At 69.9% G+C, this 15,177-nt stretch carries 14 protein-coding genes and 1 pseudogene; 11 read left to right on the top strand and 4 right to left on the bottom strand.

The window, feature by feature from the left end; translation table 11 throughout:
• Nucleotides 1–87 precede the first annotated feature (87 nt).
• Both P0Y60_15875 and P0Y60_15870 read left to right on the top strand, forming a co-directional pair.
• A complete protein-coding gene (locus P0Y60_15875; GenBank protein ID WEK60759.1) occupies nucleotides 88–1,221 on the top strand; it encodes a PQQ-dependent sugar dehydrogenase in 1,134 nt (377 codons plus the stop codon).
• Nucleotides 1,222–1,259: 38 nt separating this feature from the next.
• Entirely contained in the window at nucleotides 1,260–3,080 is a 1,821-nt protein-coding gene (locus P0Y60_15870; protein ID WEK60758.1) for a glycerophosphoryl diester phosphodiesterase membrane domain-containing protein, read from the top strand.
• Nucleotide 3,081: 1 nt separating this feature from the next.
• Here the strand turns inward: P0Y60_15870 and P0Y60_15865 are convergent, their stop codons facing one another.
• Together P0Y60_15865 and P0Y60_15860 are read right to left on the bottom strand one after the other, a co-directional pair.
• Nucleotides 3,082–3,735, bottom strand: a complete 654-nt coding sequence (locus P0Y60_15865; GenBank protein ID WEK60757.1) for a thioredoxin domain-containing protein — start codon at nucleotides 3,733–3,735, stop codon at nucleotides 3,082–3,084.
• A 72-nt stretch (nucleotides 3,736–3,807) separates the two neighbouring features.
• Nucleotides 3,808–4,275 (bottom strand): hypothetical protein, encoded by a 468-nt coding sequence (locus tag P0Y60_15860; protein ID WEK60756.1) that lies wholly within the window; start codon nucleotides 4,273–4,275, stop codon nucleotides 3,808–3,810.
• Between the two features lie 80 nt (nucleotides 4,276–4,355).
• Here P0Y60_15860 and P0Y60_15855 point away from each other — a divergent pair, with 80 nt between their 5' ends.
• From P0Y60_15855 to P0Y60_15845, 3 genes are read left to right on the top strand one after another with little or no spacing between them, the layout of a single operon-like run.
• Nucleotides 4,356–4,706, top strand: coding sequence for a PLD nuclease N-terminal domain-containing protein (locus P0Y60_15855; GenBank protein ID WEK60755.1), 351 nt, complete (start codon nucleotides 4,356–4,358; stop codon nucleotides 4,704–4,706).
• Nucleotides 4,703–6,367 (top strand): 2-succinyl-5-enolpyruvyl-6-hydroxy-3-cyclohexene-1-carboxylic-acid synthase, encoded by a 1,665-nt coding sequence (menD, locus tag P0Y60_15850; GenBank protein WEK60754.1) that lies wholly within the window; start codon nucleotides 4,703–4,705, stop codon nucleotides 6,365–6,367. The genes P0Y60_15855 and menD overlap by 4 nt, the downstream gene beginning before the upstream one ends.
• 42 nt (nucleotides 6,368–6,409) lie before the next feature.
• Nucleotides 6,410–7,252, top strand: a complete 843-nt coding sequence (locus tag P0Y60_15845) for a polyphosphate kinase 2 family protein (GenBank protein WEK60753.1) — start codon at nucleotides 6,410–6,412, stop codon at nucleotides 7,250–7,252.
• A 4-nt stretch (nucleotides 7,253–7,256) separates the two neighbouring features.
• Here P0Y60_15845 and P0Y60_15840 read toward each other — a convergent pair whose 3' ends face one another.
• Entirely contained in the window at nucleotides 7,257–8,510 is a 1,254-nt protein-coding gene (locus P0Y60_15840) for an isochorismate synthase (protein WEK60752.1), read from the bottom strand.
• A 22-nt stretch (nucleotides 8,511–8,532) separates the two neighbouring features.
• Here P0Y60_15840 and P0Y60_15835 point away from each other — a divergent pair, with 22 nt between their 5' ends.
• From P0Y60_15835 to P0Y60_15815, 5 genes and pseudogenes are all read left to right on the top strand, one after another.
• On the top strand, nucleotides 8,533–9,090 hold the full coding sequence (locus P0Y60_15835) for a hypothetical protein (protein ID WEK60751.1): 558 nt from the start codon (nucleotides 8,533–8,535) through the stop codon (nucleotides 9,088–9,090).
• 17 nt (nucleotides 9,091–9,107) lie between these two features.
• Nucleotides 9,108–9,827 carry a class I SAM-dependent methyltransferase gene (locus P0Y60_15830; protein WEK60750.1) on the top strand — a complete coding sequence of 240 codons (720 nt, stop codon included), beginning with the start codon at nucleotides 9,108–9,110 and terminating at the stop codon, nucleotides 9,825–9,827.
• A 43-nt stretch (nucleotides 9,828–9,870) separates the two neighbouring features.
• Nucleotides 9,871–10,932, top strand: coding sequence for a polyprenyl synthetase family protein (locus P0Y60_15825; GenBank protein ID WEK60749.1), 1,062 nt, complete (start codon nucleotides 9,871–9,873; stop codon nucleotides 10,930–10,932).
• Nucleotides 10,933–10,995: 63 nt separating this feature from the next.
• Nucleotides 10,996–12,388, top strand: a pseudogene (locus P0Y60_15820) (FAD-dependent oxidoreductase).
• Between the two features lie 44 nt (nucleotides 12,389–12,432).
• Nucleotides 12,433–13,440, top strand: coding sequence for an alpha/beta hydrolase (locus tag P0Y60_15815; protein ID WEK60748.1), 1,008 nt, complete (start codon nucleotides 12,433–12,435; stop codon nucleotides 13,438–13,440).
• 7 nt (nucleotides 13,441–13,447) lie between these two features.
• Here P0Y60_15815 and P0Y60_15810 read toward each other — a convergent pair whose 3' ends face one another.
• Nucleotides 13,448–14,080 (bottom strand): GntR family transcriptional regulator, encoded by a 633-nt coding sequence (locus tag P0Y60_15810; protein ID WEK60747.1) that lies wholly within the window; start codon nucleotides 14,078–14,080, stop codon nucleotides 13,448–13,450.
• A 480-nt stretch (nucleotides 14,081–14,560) separates the two neighbouring features.
• On the opposite strand from P0Y60_15810, the gene P0Y60_15805 reads away from it, so the two are divergent.
• Nucleotides 14,561–15,169 (top strand): hypothetical protein, encoded by a 609-nt coding sequence (locus P0Y60_15805; GenBank protein ID WEK60746.1) that lies wholly within the window; start codon nucleotides 14,561–14,563, stop codon nucleotides 15,167–15,169.
• Nucleotides 15,170–15,177 lie beyond the last annotated feature (8 nt).

The raw sequence follows: 15,177 nt of genomic DNA, 5'->3' as shown, positions 1-15,177 counted from the left end.
CGTACCGACGGCGCCGGCCCGGCACATCGGCCTTCCGTATGACGCCGGATCGGTGTGGGATGGAACCACGGGTGAGAAGGGGAACGCATGGCAGAGGTGATCGGTCGTGGACGCACCGGCGTTGTCGGAGCGGCATTTCTCGTGGTGGTCGGGTTCGCGCTCGCGGCCTGTGCTCCCGACGGCGCCGATGACGGGGGATCAGCGACGACGCCGGTGGATGCTGCCGCGCCCGCGCCCGACACGGAAGTGATCGCGGAGGGACTCGAGGCGCCGTGGGCGATCGTGTTCGTCGACGGGGTCGCCCTCGTGAGCGAGCGCGACAGTGCCCGCGTGCTCGAGCTCGACCTCGAATCCGGCGACGAGGGCGACGAATCCGACGACGATGGCGGCGGTCGGTCGCGCGAGATCGGCCGCATCGAGGGTGTGAGCGTCGGCGGCGAGGGCGGACTGCTCGGGCTCGCCGTGCAGGGACGAGAGCTGTACTCGTACTCCACGGCCGCAGACGGCAACCGGGTCGAGCGGCGGCAGATCCTCGGCGCGCCCGGCTCACTCGAACTCGGCGTCCCGGAGACCGTGATCGAGCGCATCCCCTCGGCGGGGAACCACAACGGCGGGCGCATCGCGTTCGGACCGGACGGGATGCTGTACGTCACCGCGGGCGACGCCGGTGATCGCGAGAGCGCGCAAGACCCGGCCGCCCTGTCGGGCAAGATCCTCCGGCTCACGCCCGAGGGGGAGGTGCCCGACGACAACCCGTTCCCCGGCTCGCCGGTGTACTCGCTCGGGCACCGCAATCCGCAGGGCATCGCCTGGGATGCCGCCGGCACGATGTACGCGAGCGAGTTCGGACAGGACACCTGGGATGAGCTGAACATCATCGAACCGGGCGGCAACTACGGGTGGCCGATCGTGGAGGGCGTCGCGGGTGATGACGACTTCATCGATCCGGTGCAGCAGTGGGAGCCCTCCGCCGCCAGCCCCAGCGGGATCGCCGTCGACGACGGGGCCGTGTACATCGCGAACCTCCGGGGCGAGCGGCTGCGGGTGGTTCCGATCGATGACCTCGGCGCGGCATCCGAGTGGTTCGTGGGGGAGTATGGGCGTCTGCGCGATGTCGTGGTCGCCCCGGACGGAACGCTCTGGATCCTGACCAACAACACCGACGGTCGAGGCGACCCGCGATCCGGTGACGATCGGATCCTGCGCCTCGACCTCGACTGACCCGGGGCGTCGTCCGGCCGCCGCGCTACGCTCGCAGCATGCAGAGCACTCCCGCGGGCACTCCCGCGGCCCCTCCGACGGCGTGGCGGAGCGTGCGCACCGCGGCGGGAGCAGCGTGGTATCTGCTGCGCCGTCGCATCCTGCTCATCCTCGTCGTCTCCATATCGACCCAGGGTCTGTACGTCTGGATCATCGTGCCGCTGCTGCTGACCCTGTTCCAGGGGGCGCTCGACCTCGCCGGCGTCGACGGACTCAGCGTTGCGGGACTCCCCGGCATCCTGCGCAGCCCTCTCGCGTTGCTCGTGCTGGTTCTCCTCGCCGTGGTGGCGACGTTCTTCGTGCTGATCGAGATCAGCATGTTCTCGGTGGTCGCGCACGTGTGCTTCCGCGGCGAGGCGCCGACCGCGACGGCGATCGTGCGGGGACTCGGGCAGCTCGCCCACCGGGCGGCCAGCTGGCAGGTGCTTCTGTTCGCCGGCTACGCGCTCCTGGTACTGCCGCTCTCGCACATCGGCGTCGGCGCCAGCGTGACCTCGCACATCGCGATCCCGGAGTTCATCAGCGGAGAGCTCACCAAGACCGCTCTCGGCGCGTGGACGTATCTGGTCGTGATCCTCGCGCTGATGTACCTGGCGCTGCGACTCACGGCGACCGCGGCGGCACTGACGGGCGACGAGGAGTCGGTGCTCACGGCGATGCGTCGCAGCGTCGCGCTCACGCGGCGCCCGCAGGCGCTGCTGTTCCTCGTGCTCCTCGTGGTCGGCCTCGTCGCCGGCGCGATCTTCGTGGTCGCCGCGCTGCTGGGCACGATCCCGGTGGCGATCGCCGCATCATCGGGCGCGGGCGACCCGGTCGCGGGCAGCGTGCTGGCGCTCCTCGATCTGGTCCGGTTCATCGTCACCGGACTCGTGGCGGCGTTCATCTCGTTCTTCTTCGTGGCGCTGTATCGCGGGCACGCCGTCTCCCGTGTGGTCGCGCCCGTGCGGGATCGGCTGTCCCGCACGATCTCGGTCGTCCTGCTGGTGGTCTTCGGTCTGCTGGGTGCTCCGACCATCGCGTTCGCGGGTATCGCCTCGGCAGCTCCCGCTGCGCCGCCGCTGATCATCGCGCACCGGGGGTACACGGCGGGCGGCGTGGAGAACACGATTCCGGCGCTGCGGGCGGCTGCCGATGCCGGGGCGGACATCGCCGAGATGGACATCCAGGAGACCGCCGATCAGGGTTTCGTGGTGATCCACGACGTGGGCCTGCGCCGCCTCGCGGGTGACCCCCGGTCGGTGTACGAGCTCGACGAGGCCGAGGCGACGCGCATCGTCGTCCGCGACGACGACCACGAGAGCACCATCCCGAGTCTCGAGGAGTACATCCGCACGGCGGATGAGCTCGGCATCCGCGTTCTGGTGGAGGTCAAACCGCACGGGCACGAGGCCCCGGGGCTCGCCGGTCGGGTGGTGGATGTCATGAACGCCCTCGACCCCGATCACCGTCACCTGATCCAATCGCTCGACGCCGGAATCGTCGACGACATCCGCGCCGCCGATCCGGAGCGCACGACCGTGCTGGTCACGGGCTTCCAGATCGGCAACGCGCCCCGCACGAGCGCCGACGGCGTCGCGATCGAGGACTGGTCGTACTCCGACGAGATGCTGGTGCGTCTGCACGACGAGAGCAAGACCCTGTTCGTGTGGACGGTCAACGACTCCGCGCTGCTCGCGGCCTATGCCGGCAGCGGGGTGGATGGCATCATCACCGACAGCGTCACCGAGGCGGTGACGCTGCGGCAGGTGCAACAGGAGATCGACGATCCCGTGACGGACTACCTGTTCACGGCGACCCGCACGATCGCGCTGTACGAGTGAGTCAGCCGTTCACGGCCTTCTCGATCGCCTGCTCGAGGTCGTCCCACTCCTGCAGCACCACCGGCTCACCGTCGATGAAGAACGACGGCGTGCTGCTCACGCCGAGCGCCTCTCCATCGGCCTTGTCCGACTCCACACGCTTCAGGGTGGCAGGGTCGGCGATCGCGGCGTCGTATGCGGTCATGTCGAGGCCGAGCTCCTCGGCGAACCCCCGGAACACCGCGGGCGTCTCTTCGGAGCCTTCGCCCCACTGCGCCTGGGTCTCGAACAGCCGGTGGTACATGTCCTCGAAGCGGTCCTGTTGTGCGGCGGCCTCGGCGGCGAGCGCTGCCTGGGTGGAGTTCACGTGTCCCGGCAGCGGGAAGTAGCGCACGACGTAGGTGATGTCGCCCGCGTAGGTCTCGCGGAGCTCTTCGACGATCGGGTAGAAGGCGCCGCAGGCCTCGCACTCGAAGTCGAGGAATTCCACCACGGTCACGGCGTCTGCTCCCCCCTGGTCGAGCACGTGCGAGTCGGTGCGGACGGTCTGCAGCTGCTCCCCGGCGGGTGGCTCCGGGGTGGCGGCGCGCTGTGTGATGGCGAAGATGATGCCCGCAATCAGCAGGACGACGACGACGGCGATGGCGATCAGGGTGGCTTTGGCTGAGTTCTTCATGGGGTCTCCAGGGCAGGGGTGAACGACGGACGGAGGGGATGCCGCGTGGGCGGCGGTCACACACGGCGTCGTTCAGATGCGCAGGACGGAGAGCTGGGGGAGAGTCAGCGGCGGCACGAGCCGTGCGGGGGTGGCGCGAGTGACGCGCATCGTCTGCCGGGGTGCCAGGGCGAGGATCTTGCCGCGACCCGGGAACCGGCCACGCAGGAGCAGCACGAGTGCGACGCAGCAGAAAGCGGCCACCACGCAGAGTGCGGCATCGGTCGACAGAGCATTGGCCGACAGGTTGTCCGCCGCGTGCGGGTCGGCCGCGGGAGCACCACCGTGCCCTCCGCTGATCGATGCGGCAGAGGTGGACACGCCGGATGCGAGGCAGAGGCTGCCGTGCACGTCCGCGTCACCCCGCGAGGTCGACCAGGCGCCGACGACGAGCAGGAGCGCGAGGCCGACGGCGGTGGCGAGCTTCGCCCACAGCATCCGATCGGTCCGCGCCCGCGGCGTCGTGACCGACGAGGAGGGGACCGAGGGTGAGGGGAGCATTTCCCGCGCAGTCTAGCAACGCCGTTTCTGCGCAGTGCCGGGGCGAACCCCGCCCCCGTTCGCACGCCTACACTGGAAGGGTGGCGAGACTACTGATCATCGGCGGCTTCCTCGCCGCCGTGTTCTGGGTGTTCAGCATCGTCGACTGCGCTGTGCAGCCGGCGACGCGGCACCGTGGTGTGCCCAAGCCCGCCTGGCTCGCGATCGTGATCCTGATCCCCGTCATCGGCGGCATCCTGTGGTTCGTGATCGGCCGTCGTCGCGCAGACGACCAGGGCGAGGCCCGCATGCTCGCGCCTGACGACGACCCGGCGTTCCTGCGCAGCATCGGCAAGACCGAGCAGGACGACCGCATCCGTCGGCTCGAAGAGGAGCTCGCGCGCCTCGACGACGAGACCGACGAGGGCCCGTCGCCGGAACCGCGCGCGTGACCTCGTCGCCGGCATCCGATGCCGCGGCATCGCTGATCGACGAACTCATCGCGCAGGGCGTGCGTGATCTGGTGCTCTCGCCGGGCTCGCGTTCCCAGGCCCTGGCTCTCGCGGCCGTGCGCCGTGCGTCCGACGGTGTCCTGCGGGTGCACGTGCGCATCGACGAACGTGTCGCCGGGTTCACCGCACTCGGCCTCGCCCGCGAGACCCGGGTGCCGGTCGCCGTGCTCTGCACCTCGGGCACGGCTGCGGCGAATCTGCTGCCTGCGACCATGGAGGCCTTCCACGCCGGCGTGCCCCTGCTGGTGCTCACCGCCGATCGCCCGCCCGAGCTGCGCGGCATCGGGGCGAACCAGGCGACGACGCAACCGGGCATGTTCCAGGCGTGGGTGCGCGAACAGCTCGATGCTCCGGTGCCGGGTGAGGGCGACTGGATCGGACTCGGCGCGCGCGCGATCGCCGCGGCGATGGGCGAGGATGCCGCGCACGGTCACCCCGGCGTCGCGGGTCCCGTGCATCTCAACCTCCCCTCCCGCGAGCCGTTGTCGGGCGACGCGGCGGATGCCGCAGCGCACCCCGGAGATGTGCCCGTGATCGCGATCGCCGCCCCCCTCGTGCTGGCACGCGGTCCGCGCACGGTCGTGATCGCGGGAGCGGATGCCGGCGCTGACGCCGAACAGCTCGCGCATGACGGCTCCTGGCCCCTGATCGCGGAGATCGTCAGCGGCGCCCGTTTCGGCCGCCAGATCGTGCACGGCTACCGCGCCCTGCTGCGCCGAGACGACCTCGGAGGGCGGATCGAACGCGCTGTCGTGCTCGGTCATCCCACTCTCAGCCGCGAGGTGACCGCGCTGCTCTCGAGCCCCGACGTCGAGGTGATCGCCGTACGCCGGGGCGGCGAGGACATCGATCTCAACCACCGCACCCGCCCCGCGGCATCCGTCGTCGTGGCAGACGGCGCCCCCGACCGTGAGTGGCTCGGGGCCTGGCTCGAGGCATCGGCCGCCGCCGCCATCGATCTGAGCGAGCCCGCGCCCGACCAGGACGGTCTCGCCTCGACGCACTTCGCCGCCCGCCGCGACGCCGTGCGGGCGGAGCTCGACGTGGTGCGCCGCCCGCTTGACCGAGAGCTGCTCGTCGACGCGGTGTGGCGGGCGACCTGGCCGCACGACCGGCTGATGTTCGGCTCCTCCCGGCTCGTGCGTGTGGCCGATGCGGTGCTCGGCGGCAAGAAGGTGCCCGTGCACGCCAACCGCGGCCTCGCGGGCATCGACGGCACGATCGCGACTGCTACCGGCATCGCACTGGCGAGCCAGGCCGGGGGAGCCGCGGGGGTCACGCGGGTGCTGCTCGGCGATCTGACGTTCCTGCATGACGTCGGCGCCCTCCTGCTCCCGCCCGATGAGAGCGAGCCCCGCCTGCAGGTCATCGTGGGCAACGACGGGGGCGGCACCATCTTCGACTCGCTCGAGGTCGTGACCTCGGCGGCTCCCGCCGATCTCGACCGGGCCTTCTACACGCCGCACACCGTGCGGCTCGAGCAGCTCGCCCTCGCATACGGCTGGGAGTACCAGCGCGTCACCACGCGGACCGCGCTCGACCAGGTGCTCACGACGCCCGTCGGCGGGCGTCAGCTGATCGAGGTGCCGCTCGCGCGCTGATCCGTGCGTGCGCATCGGCGCGAGAGTCGGCAGGATGAGCACATGAACGCACAGACCTGGGCAGACATCCTCCGCGTCCGAGAGGGGTTCCGCCTGGCAGATGTCGATCCGGGCAGCACGCCCGGCTACGACCGGGGCAAGTCGCACGGCGCCAAGGACCTCGCGCACGGACTGGTGACGCTGAGTGGTCTGCAGGAGCGCCTGTTCGCCGAGAGTCGCACGGGCGACGCGAAGGATGCCGTGCTGCTGGTGCTGCAGGCGATGGACTCCGCCGGAAAGGGGGGAATCGTGCGCCACGTGGTCGGCGGCGTCGATCCGCAGGGTGTCGCGCTCGCCGCGTTCAAGGCGCCGACCGCCGAGGAGCGGCAGCATGACTTCCTCTGGCGCATCGAGAAGCGGCTGCCCGAGCCCGGCTTCATCGGCGTCTTCGACCGCTCCCACTACGAGGACGTGCTGATCGGTAAGGTCCGCGCGCTCGCCGATGCCGCCGAGATCGAGCGTCGCTACGGAGCGATCAACGACTTCGAGGCGCGGGTCGCGGCATCCGGTGTTCGCATCGTCAAGGTCATGCTGCACATCTCGCCGGAGGAGCAGAAGGAGCGCCTGCGGGAGCGCCTGGACCGGCCGGACAAGCACTGGAAGTACAACCCGGGCGACGTGGACGAGCGTCTGGTCTGGCCGCAGTACATGCAGGCGTACCAGGATGTCTTCGATCGCACGTCGACGGACGCGGCCCCGTGGCATGTGATCCCGGCGAACAGCAAGTGGTACGCCCGGCTCGCGGTGCAGGAGCTGTTGTTGGCGGCGCTGGAGGACATCGATCCGCAGTGGCCGCTGGCCGACTTCGACGTGGAGGCGGAGAAGAAGCGCCTCGACGCGAGCTGACGGGTCAGGCGAGGGCGTCGACGAGCGGGCGGAACTTCACGCGCGTCTCGAGCAGCTCCGACTCGGGGTCGGATCCGGCGACGATACCGGCTCCCGCGTACGCGGTGACGCGGATGTCGTCGGTGCTCTCCTCGAACTGCGCGCACCGCAGTGCGATCGCCCACTCGCCGTTGCCCGCGGCATCCACCCAGCCGACCGGCCCGGCGTAGCGCCCGCGGTCGAAGGGTTCGAGTTCGCGGATCACGCCGATCGCGATCGACGTCGGCGTGCCGGCCACGGCGGCGGTCGGATGCAGGGCGCCGATCAGGTCGAGCGCCGATTCGCCCTCGGCGAGCTCACCCTCGATGTCGGTCGCCAGGTGGAACAGGTTGGGCAGCTTCAGAAGGAACGGCTGCTCGCTCGCGGCGAGAGCACGCGTGTGCGGCTTCAACGAGGCCACGACGCTCTGCACCGCGTACTGATGCTCGTCGAGATCCTTCGTGCTCGACGCCAGTGCGGCCGACGCGGCGGTGTCGGCGTCGGCATCGGCTCCGCGGCCGATCGTGCCGGCGAGCACGCGTGCGGTCACGGTGCGGTTCTGCACGGTGACCAGGGTCTCAGGGCTCGCCCCGATCAGTCCGTCGACCGCGAAGGCCCAGGTGTCGGGGTAACCGGTCGACAGGGCGCGCACGAGACGACGCAGGTCGGAGCCCGCCGGGATCGTGCCGGTCAGGTCTCGGGCGAGCACGACCTTGCTGAGCTCGCCCTGCGAGATGCGGCCGAGCGCGTGACGGACGGAGTCCTGATAGCCCTGCGGGGACTGTGCACCGGGGCCGACGGTGCCCGCCCAATGTGGTCCGTAGGGCGTGTCCTCGGGGGAGTCGACCGCCGAGGCGGGGGCATCCACCGGGCGGATGGTCGTGCGCCAGAACCGGTTGCCGTGCCGCCCGATGATCTGCGACGGGATCACCAGCACGCTGTCTGCGGCCGACTTCTCGTCGAACGCCAGTGCGCCGAACGCCACCAGGCCCGTTCCCGGAAGGTGCACGGGGTCGTCGATCTGCGCACCGGCTGCCACACGGCGCCAGGCCGTGGCGAGGGCGGCGCTGCGCACGGCGGTCGCGCCCGCCCGCACGCGCAACTCGCGCACCGGGTCGCCCACTGCGACGATGCCGTCTCCACGTCGCAGCCAGGCGAGGGGGCGGGCAGGGTCCGCCGCCGCCAGGAGGTCCTCGATCGGATCGATCTCTCGGGTCTCCACGACCAGCGCGCTGCTCACCTCTCCAGCCTAGGGTGAGCAGATGAGCGATGCACGTCCCGCACCCGGCACAGAGATGGTCTTCCAGTGGCGGAAGTGGGATGACTCCCCGCACTGGCGTCACGAGTGCGTGTATCTCGGCGCCGACGAGTGGGGTGACTGGATCGGACAGCCGGTGGGGTGGCGCAGCGAACGCCCGGGGGCCGCGTTCATCGCCGCGGGATCGAACGTGACGCTCATCCCGCGTCGCACCGACTACGCGCTCACCGTGAACCGGGACCACCCCAAGGGCATGCGCATCTACATCGATCTCGGCTGGGAGGTGCGTTGGTCGGAGGATCCGGTGCTGGCAACCGGGATCGACATGGACCTCGACGTCGTGCGGGTCGAGGGCGAACGCGGCACCTGGGTCGACGACCGCGACGAGTGGGCAGAGCACAGCGTGCACTACGGCTATCCTGCCGACATCATGATCGCGCTCGAAGCCCTCACGCTCGATCTGGAGGACCGCGTCCGCCGGCAGGTCGCGCCCTTCGACGATGCCACGCCCGACGTCTGGCTCGATCGACTCGAAGCCCTGCGGCTCGCCCCCAGGTCGTGACATCTACACTGGGTCAGGTGACCCCGAACGAGCCCAATCGAGCCGATCTCGGCAAGGACCCCGCCCGCGTCAGCGGCATGTTCGACCAGGTCGCGGCCGGGTACGACCGCACCAACACCGCGATGACGTTCGGCAACGACGCCCTCTGGCGCGCGGCCACCACGCGCGCCGTGGCGCCGAAGCCGGGGGAACGCATCCTCGACCTCGGAGCGGGCACCGCATCGTCGTCCGCCTCCCTCGCCCGGAGCGGCGCCGAGGTCGTCGCGGCCGACTTCTCGCCGGGCATGCTCGCCGAGGGGCAGCGTCGGCACGGCAGCATGCGCAATCTGTCGTTCGTCGAGGCGGATGCCACCCAGCTCCCGTTCGACGACGACGCCTTCGACGCGGTGACGATGTCCTACGCGCTGCGCAACGTCAGTGACCCGAAGAAGGCGCTGCGCGAGCTGTTCCGCGTGACCAAGCCCGGCGGTCGCCTGGTGATCAACGAGTTCTCGACCCCGCCCGCGAAGCTGTTCCGCGGCGCCTACCGCTTCTACAACGACCAGGTGCTGCCGAGGGTCGCCCGCGTGGCCGGAACCAACGGCGAGGCATACGACTACCTCAACGAGTCGATCCGCGAATGGCCCGACCAGAAGAAGCTCTCGGCGTGGATCCGCGAGGCCGGCTGGACGGACGTCGCGTACCGCAATCTCACATTCGGCATCGTCGCTCTGCACCGGGCGCACAAGCCCGCGTGAGATCCGCGCAGATCGGCGTCTCGGGCGACGGTAGGCTGAGACCGTGACTTCGAGCCGCGTTGCCCCGGGTTCGCGACTGGCGAGCCGTCTCGGTTTCAGTGACCGTGTCTTCATCGGTCCTGCCGCACGACGCATCGCCCAGTCCATCGAAGACGGCCTCGAGCTCGTCGAGACGGGTCTGGCGGACGACGTACGGGTGGCCGATCCGCTGGCGGACGCGGCCAGCCGTTACCTGTACGAGGCCGGTGGCAAGCGCATCCGTCCCGTGCTCACGCTGCTCGCCGCCCAGCTCGGTGACGGCAACACCGAGGCCGTGATCGACGTCGCCAAGGCGCTCGAGATCACCCACCTCGGTTCGCTCTACCACGACGACGTCATGGACGGCGCCGACCGGCGACGCGGTGTTCCCGCCGCTCACGCGGTGTGGGGCAACAACATCGCCATCCTCACGGGCGACATCCTGTTCTCCCGCGCGAGCCAGCTGATGTCCCGACTCGGCGAGCGGGCCATTCGTCTGCAGGCCGACACGTTCGAGCGGCTCGTGCTGGGCCAGATGCACGAGACCCTCGGTGCGCAGCCCGACGACGATCCGATCGAGTTCTACATCCAGGTGCTGGCCGACAAGACCGGTTCCCTGATCGCCGCGGCCACGCAGGGCGGGGTCATCTTCTCGAACGCTCCCTCGGAGTACGAGGAGCCGCTGCGCGTCTACGGCGAGAAGATCGGCGTCGCGTTCCAGCTGCTCGACGACGTGATCGACCTGTCGGCGAAGCCGGAGGACACCGGCAAGGTGCCAGGCACCGATCTGCGCGCGGGTGTGCCGACCATGCCGTACCTGCTGCTCAAGGCCGAGAAGGACGACGCCTCCGTCGCGCTCGCGGCACGCATCGACGACGGCGTCGCGCGCATCGCCGAGGGCGCCGACCCCGCGATCCTCGATGAGCCGCTCACCGAGTTGCGCGATCACGTCGGAACACAGAAGACGCTCGCGCTCGCCCACTCCTGGACTCAGGACGCGATCGATGCGCTCGACCCGCTCCCGCGCGGCACCGTGCGCGACGCGCTCACCCGTTTCGCCAAGACCCTCGTCGAACGCTCCAGCTGACGGCGTCGCGGCGGCCGGTCCGCCGCGTCGCCCCGGGCGTGACGGCCCACGAAAGGACCCCCTATGACCAAGCTCAGACTGGCCATCGTCGGTGCAGGACCCGCCGGCATCTACGCCGCCGACATCCTCCTGAAGGCCGAGCGCAAGTTCGACGTGTCCATCGACCTCTTCGAACAGCTGCCGGCCCCCTACGGCCTGGTCCGCTATGGCGTCGCCCCCGATCACCCCCGCATCAAGGGCATCATCACCGCCCTGCGCGACGTGCTCGACCGGGGTGACATCCGCCTCTTCGGCAACGTGCGCTTCGGTGAGGACATCACCCTCGAAGACCTCAAGCGCCACTACAACGCGGTCATCTTCGCCACCGGTGCGATCCACGACACCTCGCTCGACATCCCCGGCATCGACGCCGTGGGCTCGTACGGCGCGGCCGACTACGTCAGCTGGTTCGACGGACACCCCGACGTGCCGCGCGAGTGGCCGCTGGATGCCGAGTCCGTCGCCGTGCTGGGCAACGGCAACGTCGCGCTCGACGTCGCCCGCATGCTCGCGAAGCACGCGGAGGACCTGCTCGTCACCGAGGTCCCGGCCAACGTCTACGAGGGGCTCAAGGCCAGCGAGGTCACCGACGTCCACGTGTTCGGCCGCCGCGGACCCGCGCAGGTGAAGTTCACCCCGCTCGAGCTGCGCGAGCTCGGCGAGCTGCGCGACGTCGACATGGTCGTCTACGACGAGGACTTCGACTACGACGAGGCCTCGAAGGATGCGGTCGCCAGCAACAAGCAGGTCATGGTCATCGACCGCGTGCTGCAGTCGTGGCGCAAGCGCCGTCCGTCAACGACGCCCGAGGCGATGCGACAACGAGGGCGGCACGGCCTCGCGCCGACTGCACCTGCACTTCTGGGCACGCCCGGTCGAGGTCCGCAAGGACGAGAGCGGGCGCGTCGCGGCCCTCGTGTACGAGCGCACCCAGCCCGACGGACAGGGTGGGGCGATCGGCACCGGCGAGATGCGCGAGGTGCCGATCCAGGCGATGTACCGCGCGATCGGATACTTCGGCTCGCCGCTGCCCGACGTGCCGTTCGACAAGAAGCACGGCGTGATCCCGAACCGCGAGGGTCAGGTGCTCGCAAAGGACTCCAACCAGCAGGTGCCCGGCATCTACGCGACCGGGTGGATCAAGCGCGGTCCGGTGGGACTCATCGGTCACACGAAGTCCGACGCCATGGAGACCGTGCGTCACGTCATCAACGACCAGGGTTCGTGGTGGCGGCCGGAAGACCCGTCGGAAGAGGCCATCCCCGCGCTGCTGCAGGAGCGCGGCGTCAAGTGGACCGACCTCGACGGGTGGCACCGCCTCGACGAGCACGAGGTCGCCCTCGGTGCTCCCGACGAGCGTGCACGCGTGAAGGTCGTCCCGCGCGAAGAGATGGTGCGCGTCTCACGAGGCGAGTGAACCCCTCCGGAGCATCGGCGGAGCGCCTCGGCTAGCCTGGCGTCATGGCCGAGTGGATTCCCGACGTCCTGGGTGACGGGTTCGAGCAGCTGACGCTCGCGCTCGACGACGACGATCAGGGTCCGGTCGTCGCGACGCTCGTGAGGGCTCTTCCGACAGCGCTCGGGTGGTGGGATCGACTTCGCGGTGTGCGTGGTCCGCTCGACGGAGTCGACGTGCTGTACGTGCACGGCTGGTCGGATTACTTCTTCCAGAAGAGGCTGGCGCGCTTCTGGGCCTCGCGGGGCGCCCGGTTCTTCGCGCTCGATCTGCGCAAGTACGGTCGCAGCCTGCGCGAGGGGCAGACTCCCGGATACATCACAGACCTGCGCACCTACGACGAAGACATCGCGGCGGCGCTGGAGGCGATGGGGCGCGGGGCTGAGGGCGAGTCCTCCGGCCGTCGCCTCGTGCTCCTCGGTCACTCCACCGGTGGATTGACGCTGAGCCTGTGGGCCTCGCGGCACCCGGGCGCCGTGGATGCGGTCATCCTCAACAGTCCGTGGCTGGAGTTCCAGGTGGCGTCGGTACGGTCGGCGCTCGCGCCGATGGTCGAACTGACGGCCCGGCTGCGGCCGCTCGAGGTCGCCCCGCAGGTCGACCTCGGCTTCTACACCCGCGCCCAGCAGGAGGTCGCCGATCCGGACGATCCGATGGACGTCAACCTGGAGTGGCGTCCGGCGCAGACCATGGCCGTGTACGCCGGGTGGTTGAGCGCGGTGCTGTCCGGACACAACACGGTGGCCGCCGGGCTCTCGATCGATGCGCCCGTGAGCGTGCTGCTCTCCGCGCGGTCGGCGACTCCGACACGCTGGTCGGACGACCTCACCCGCGCCGACTCGGTGCTCGTGGTCGATGACATCGCGCGCGCCTCACTGAAACTCGGAAGCTCTGTCACGGTCGAGCGGATCGACGGTGCCCTGCACGACGTGTTCCTCTCGCGCCACGAGGCGCGCGAAGACGCCTACACGCGCCTGGACCGTTGGGTGACCGGCTGGCGAGCGACCTGGTGAGCGTTCCTCACACGTAGTACATCGAGCGTGCGAGCCGTTCCGCGGCGTCGCCGTCGCCGAGCAGGATCGCGTCGTGAAGGCCCGCGTAGACGGCGTGCATGCGATCACGGTCCTTCACGGGCACGCGCCAGTCGCGGAGGTTGCGGAACACCGCGACCTCGATGTCGTTCATCAGTGCCGTGTGCTGGGCGTTCCCGCTGTGATCGCTCAGGAACGAGAACAGAGCCCAGCGGGTGCCCGTGGTGGCGTCATCCCGGTCGAGCGCCGCATGCAGATCCTGCACGAGTTCGGCGAGCTGCTCGCGCTGCTGCTGCGAGATCCGGGGGAGCCCCAGGCGGGCCGAGACGCCGGTCTGGTACCCGGCGAACTCGCGTGTCTGCTCGACGATCTCCGGCGTGACCGTGGTGACCTCCGTGTATCGGCTCGGATACATCATGACCAGGCCGAGTCGTTCGAGGCGTTGCAGTGCTTCGCGCACGGGCGTGCGCGACACGTGGAACTCCTCGGCGACGTCGACATCGCGGATCCGATGCTGCGGCGGCAGCACGCCGTCGATGATCTGCTGACCGATGTGGTGGAAGACCTCCTCGGCGAGCAACTGCTTGCTCTCTCCGAAACTCTTCGTCTCCGTGATGATCATGGAACTGCCCCCAGTTGTGCTTCAAATCCCGGGCACCCCATGAATCGCCCGGGAGGGCAACTACATCACGAACTCGTACTCGGTGCCAACCTGTGCGGAGCACGAATTCTCGGGGTGCGCGTCTGTGTTTCTGCGGCCGGTGAGCGCGCAGGGCGCCCACCGGCCAGAGACGGCGCGAAGTCACGGAGCTGCCGAATGCCCGGTCCCCACCGGCCGGTCCCGACACCGTGAAGCGCGGGGCCGGAGAGCGGCAGCGGAGCATGCATGCTCGCGTCGTCGGCCGCCTCCGGTTGCGGCCATCATCCATCCTTGGTGATCCTGACCCATATACCGGTATGCGATCGACGCCATGGGCGCGATGGAGGGGAACGTGCCACCAGATCCCCTACAACTGGGGGCGCTCCGCGCGCTGCTACAGTGGCGACTGCACCGGGGCCTCTGATCTCGGTCGCGCCGCATCCCCATCGCGAAGGATCTTCTGTGCCCGAGGAAATCACCGTCCCCATCCGCTCCTCCTCGACGGGTCGTTCGGGCCTGTCTCGCCGCGCCGTCGTCGGCGCGGCCGTCTGGTCCGTCCCCGTTCTCGCGGTCGCGGTGGCGACGCCGATGCACGCCGCCAGCGCAGCCGCGATCGACGCGAGCGGCGTGGTGCTGAGCTTCCCCGACGCCGGAGGAAGCGGCAGCTCCGAGCTCACCCTGAGCGGCCAGCTCGTCCTCTCGTCCGCGACCACTGCGCCGACCGCCGTCACGGTGACCTTCACCTGGCAGGGCACCGGCGCCAACGCCGCGTCGCAGGGGATCTGGGTCTACGGCGGCGCCAATGAGGGCATCCTCGGATGGACCTTCGTGCTCGGTGCTCCAGATGACGGGCTCTACTCGACCGTGGTGCTGCAGACCTCCCTCGCGACAGGAACCACCCAGGTGCCCGTGGTCTCGAGGTACGACGGCGACACCGCTCGGGCGATCCTGTACGGCGAGGAGACGGCCGTCGGCCCCGTCACCCACTACGACGGCATCTACACGATCCGATTCTCCGCACCCGGCTACGCCGATGCGGTCCTGACGGTTCCCTACAACCGCCCGGTGTGACCGCGGTC

It is taken from the genome of Candidatus Microbacterium colombiense (genome assembly GCA_029203165.1).
Classification (GTDB): Bacteria; Actinomycetota; Actinomycetes; order Actinomycetales; family Microbacteriaceae; genus Microbacterium; species Microbacterium colombiense.
This window is presented reverse-complemented; position numbering and strand designations above follow the sequence as displayed.

Bases quoted from the DNA above. Each gene is read 5' to 3' on its own strand.
- P0Y60_15810 (WEK60747.1), bottom strand. From the start codon at position 14,080: ATGATCATCACGGAGACGAAGAGTTTCGGAGAGAGCAAGCAGTTGCTC.
- P0Y60_15875 (WEK60759.1), top strand. From the start codon at position 88: ATGGCAGAGGTGATCGGTCGTGGACGCACCGGCGTTGTCGGAGCGGCA.
- P0Y60_15860 (WEK60756.1), bottom strand. From the start codon at position 4,275: ATGCTCCCCTCACCCTCGGTCCCCTCCTCGTCGGTCACGACGCCGCGG.
- P0Y60_15870 (WEK60758.1), top strand. From the start codon at position 1,260: ATGCAGAGCACTCCCGCGGGCACTCCCGCGGCCCCTCCGACGGCGTGG.
- P0Y60_15865 (WEK60757.1), bottom strand. From the start codon at position 3,735: ATGAAGAACTCAGCCAAAGCCACCCTGATCGCCATCGCCGTCGTCGTC.
- P0Y60_15845 (WEK60753.1), top strand. From the start codon at position 6,410: ATGAACGCACAGACCTGGGCAGACATCCTCCGCGTCCGAGAGGGGTTC.
- P0Y60_15815 (WEK60748.1), top strand. From the start codon at position 12,433: ATGGCCGAGTGGATTCCCGACGTCCTGGGTGACGGGTTCGAGCAGCTG.
- P0Y60_15835 (WEK60751.1), top strand. From the start codon at position 8,533: ATGAGCGATGCACGTCCCGCACCCGGCACAGAGATGGTCTTCCAGTGG.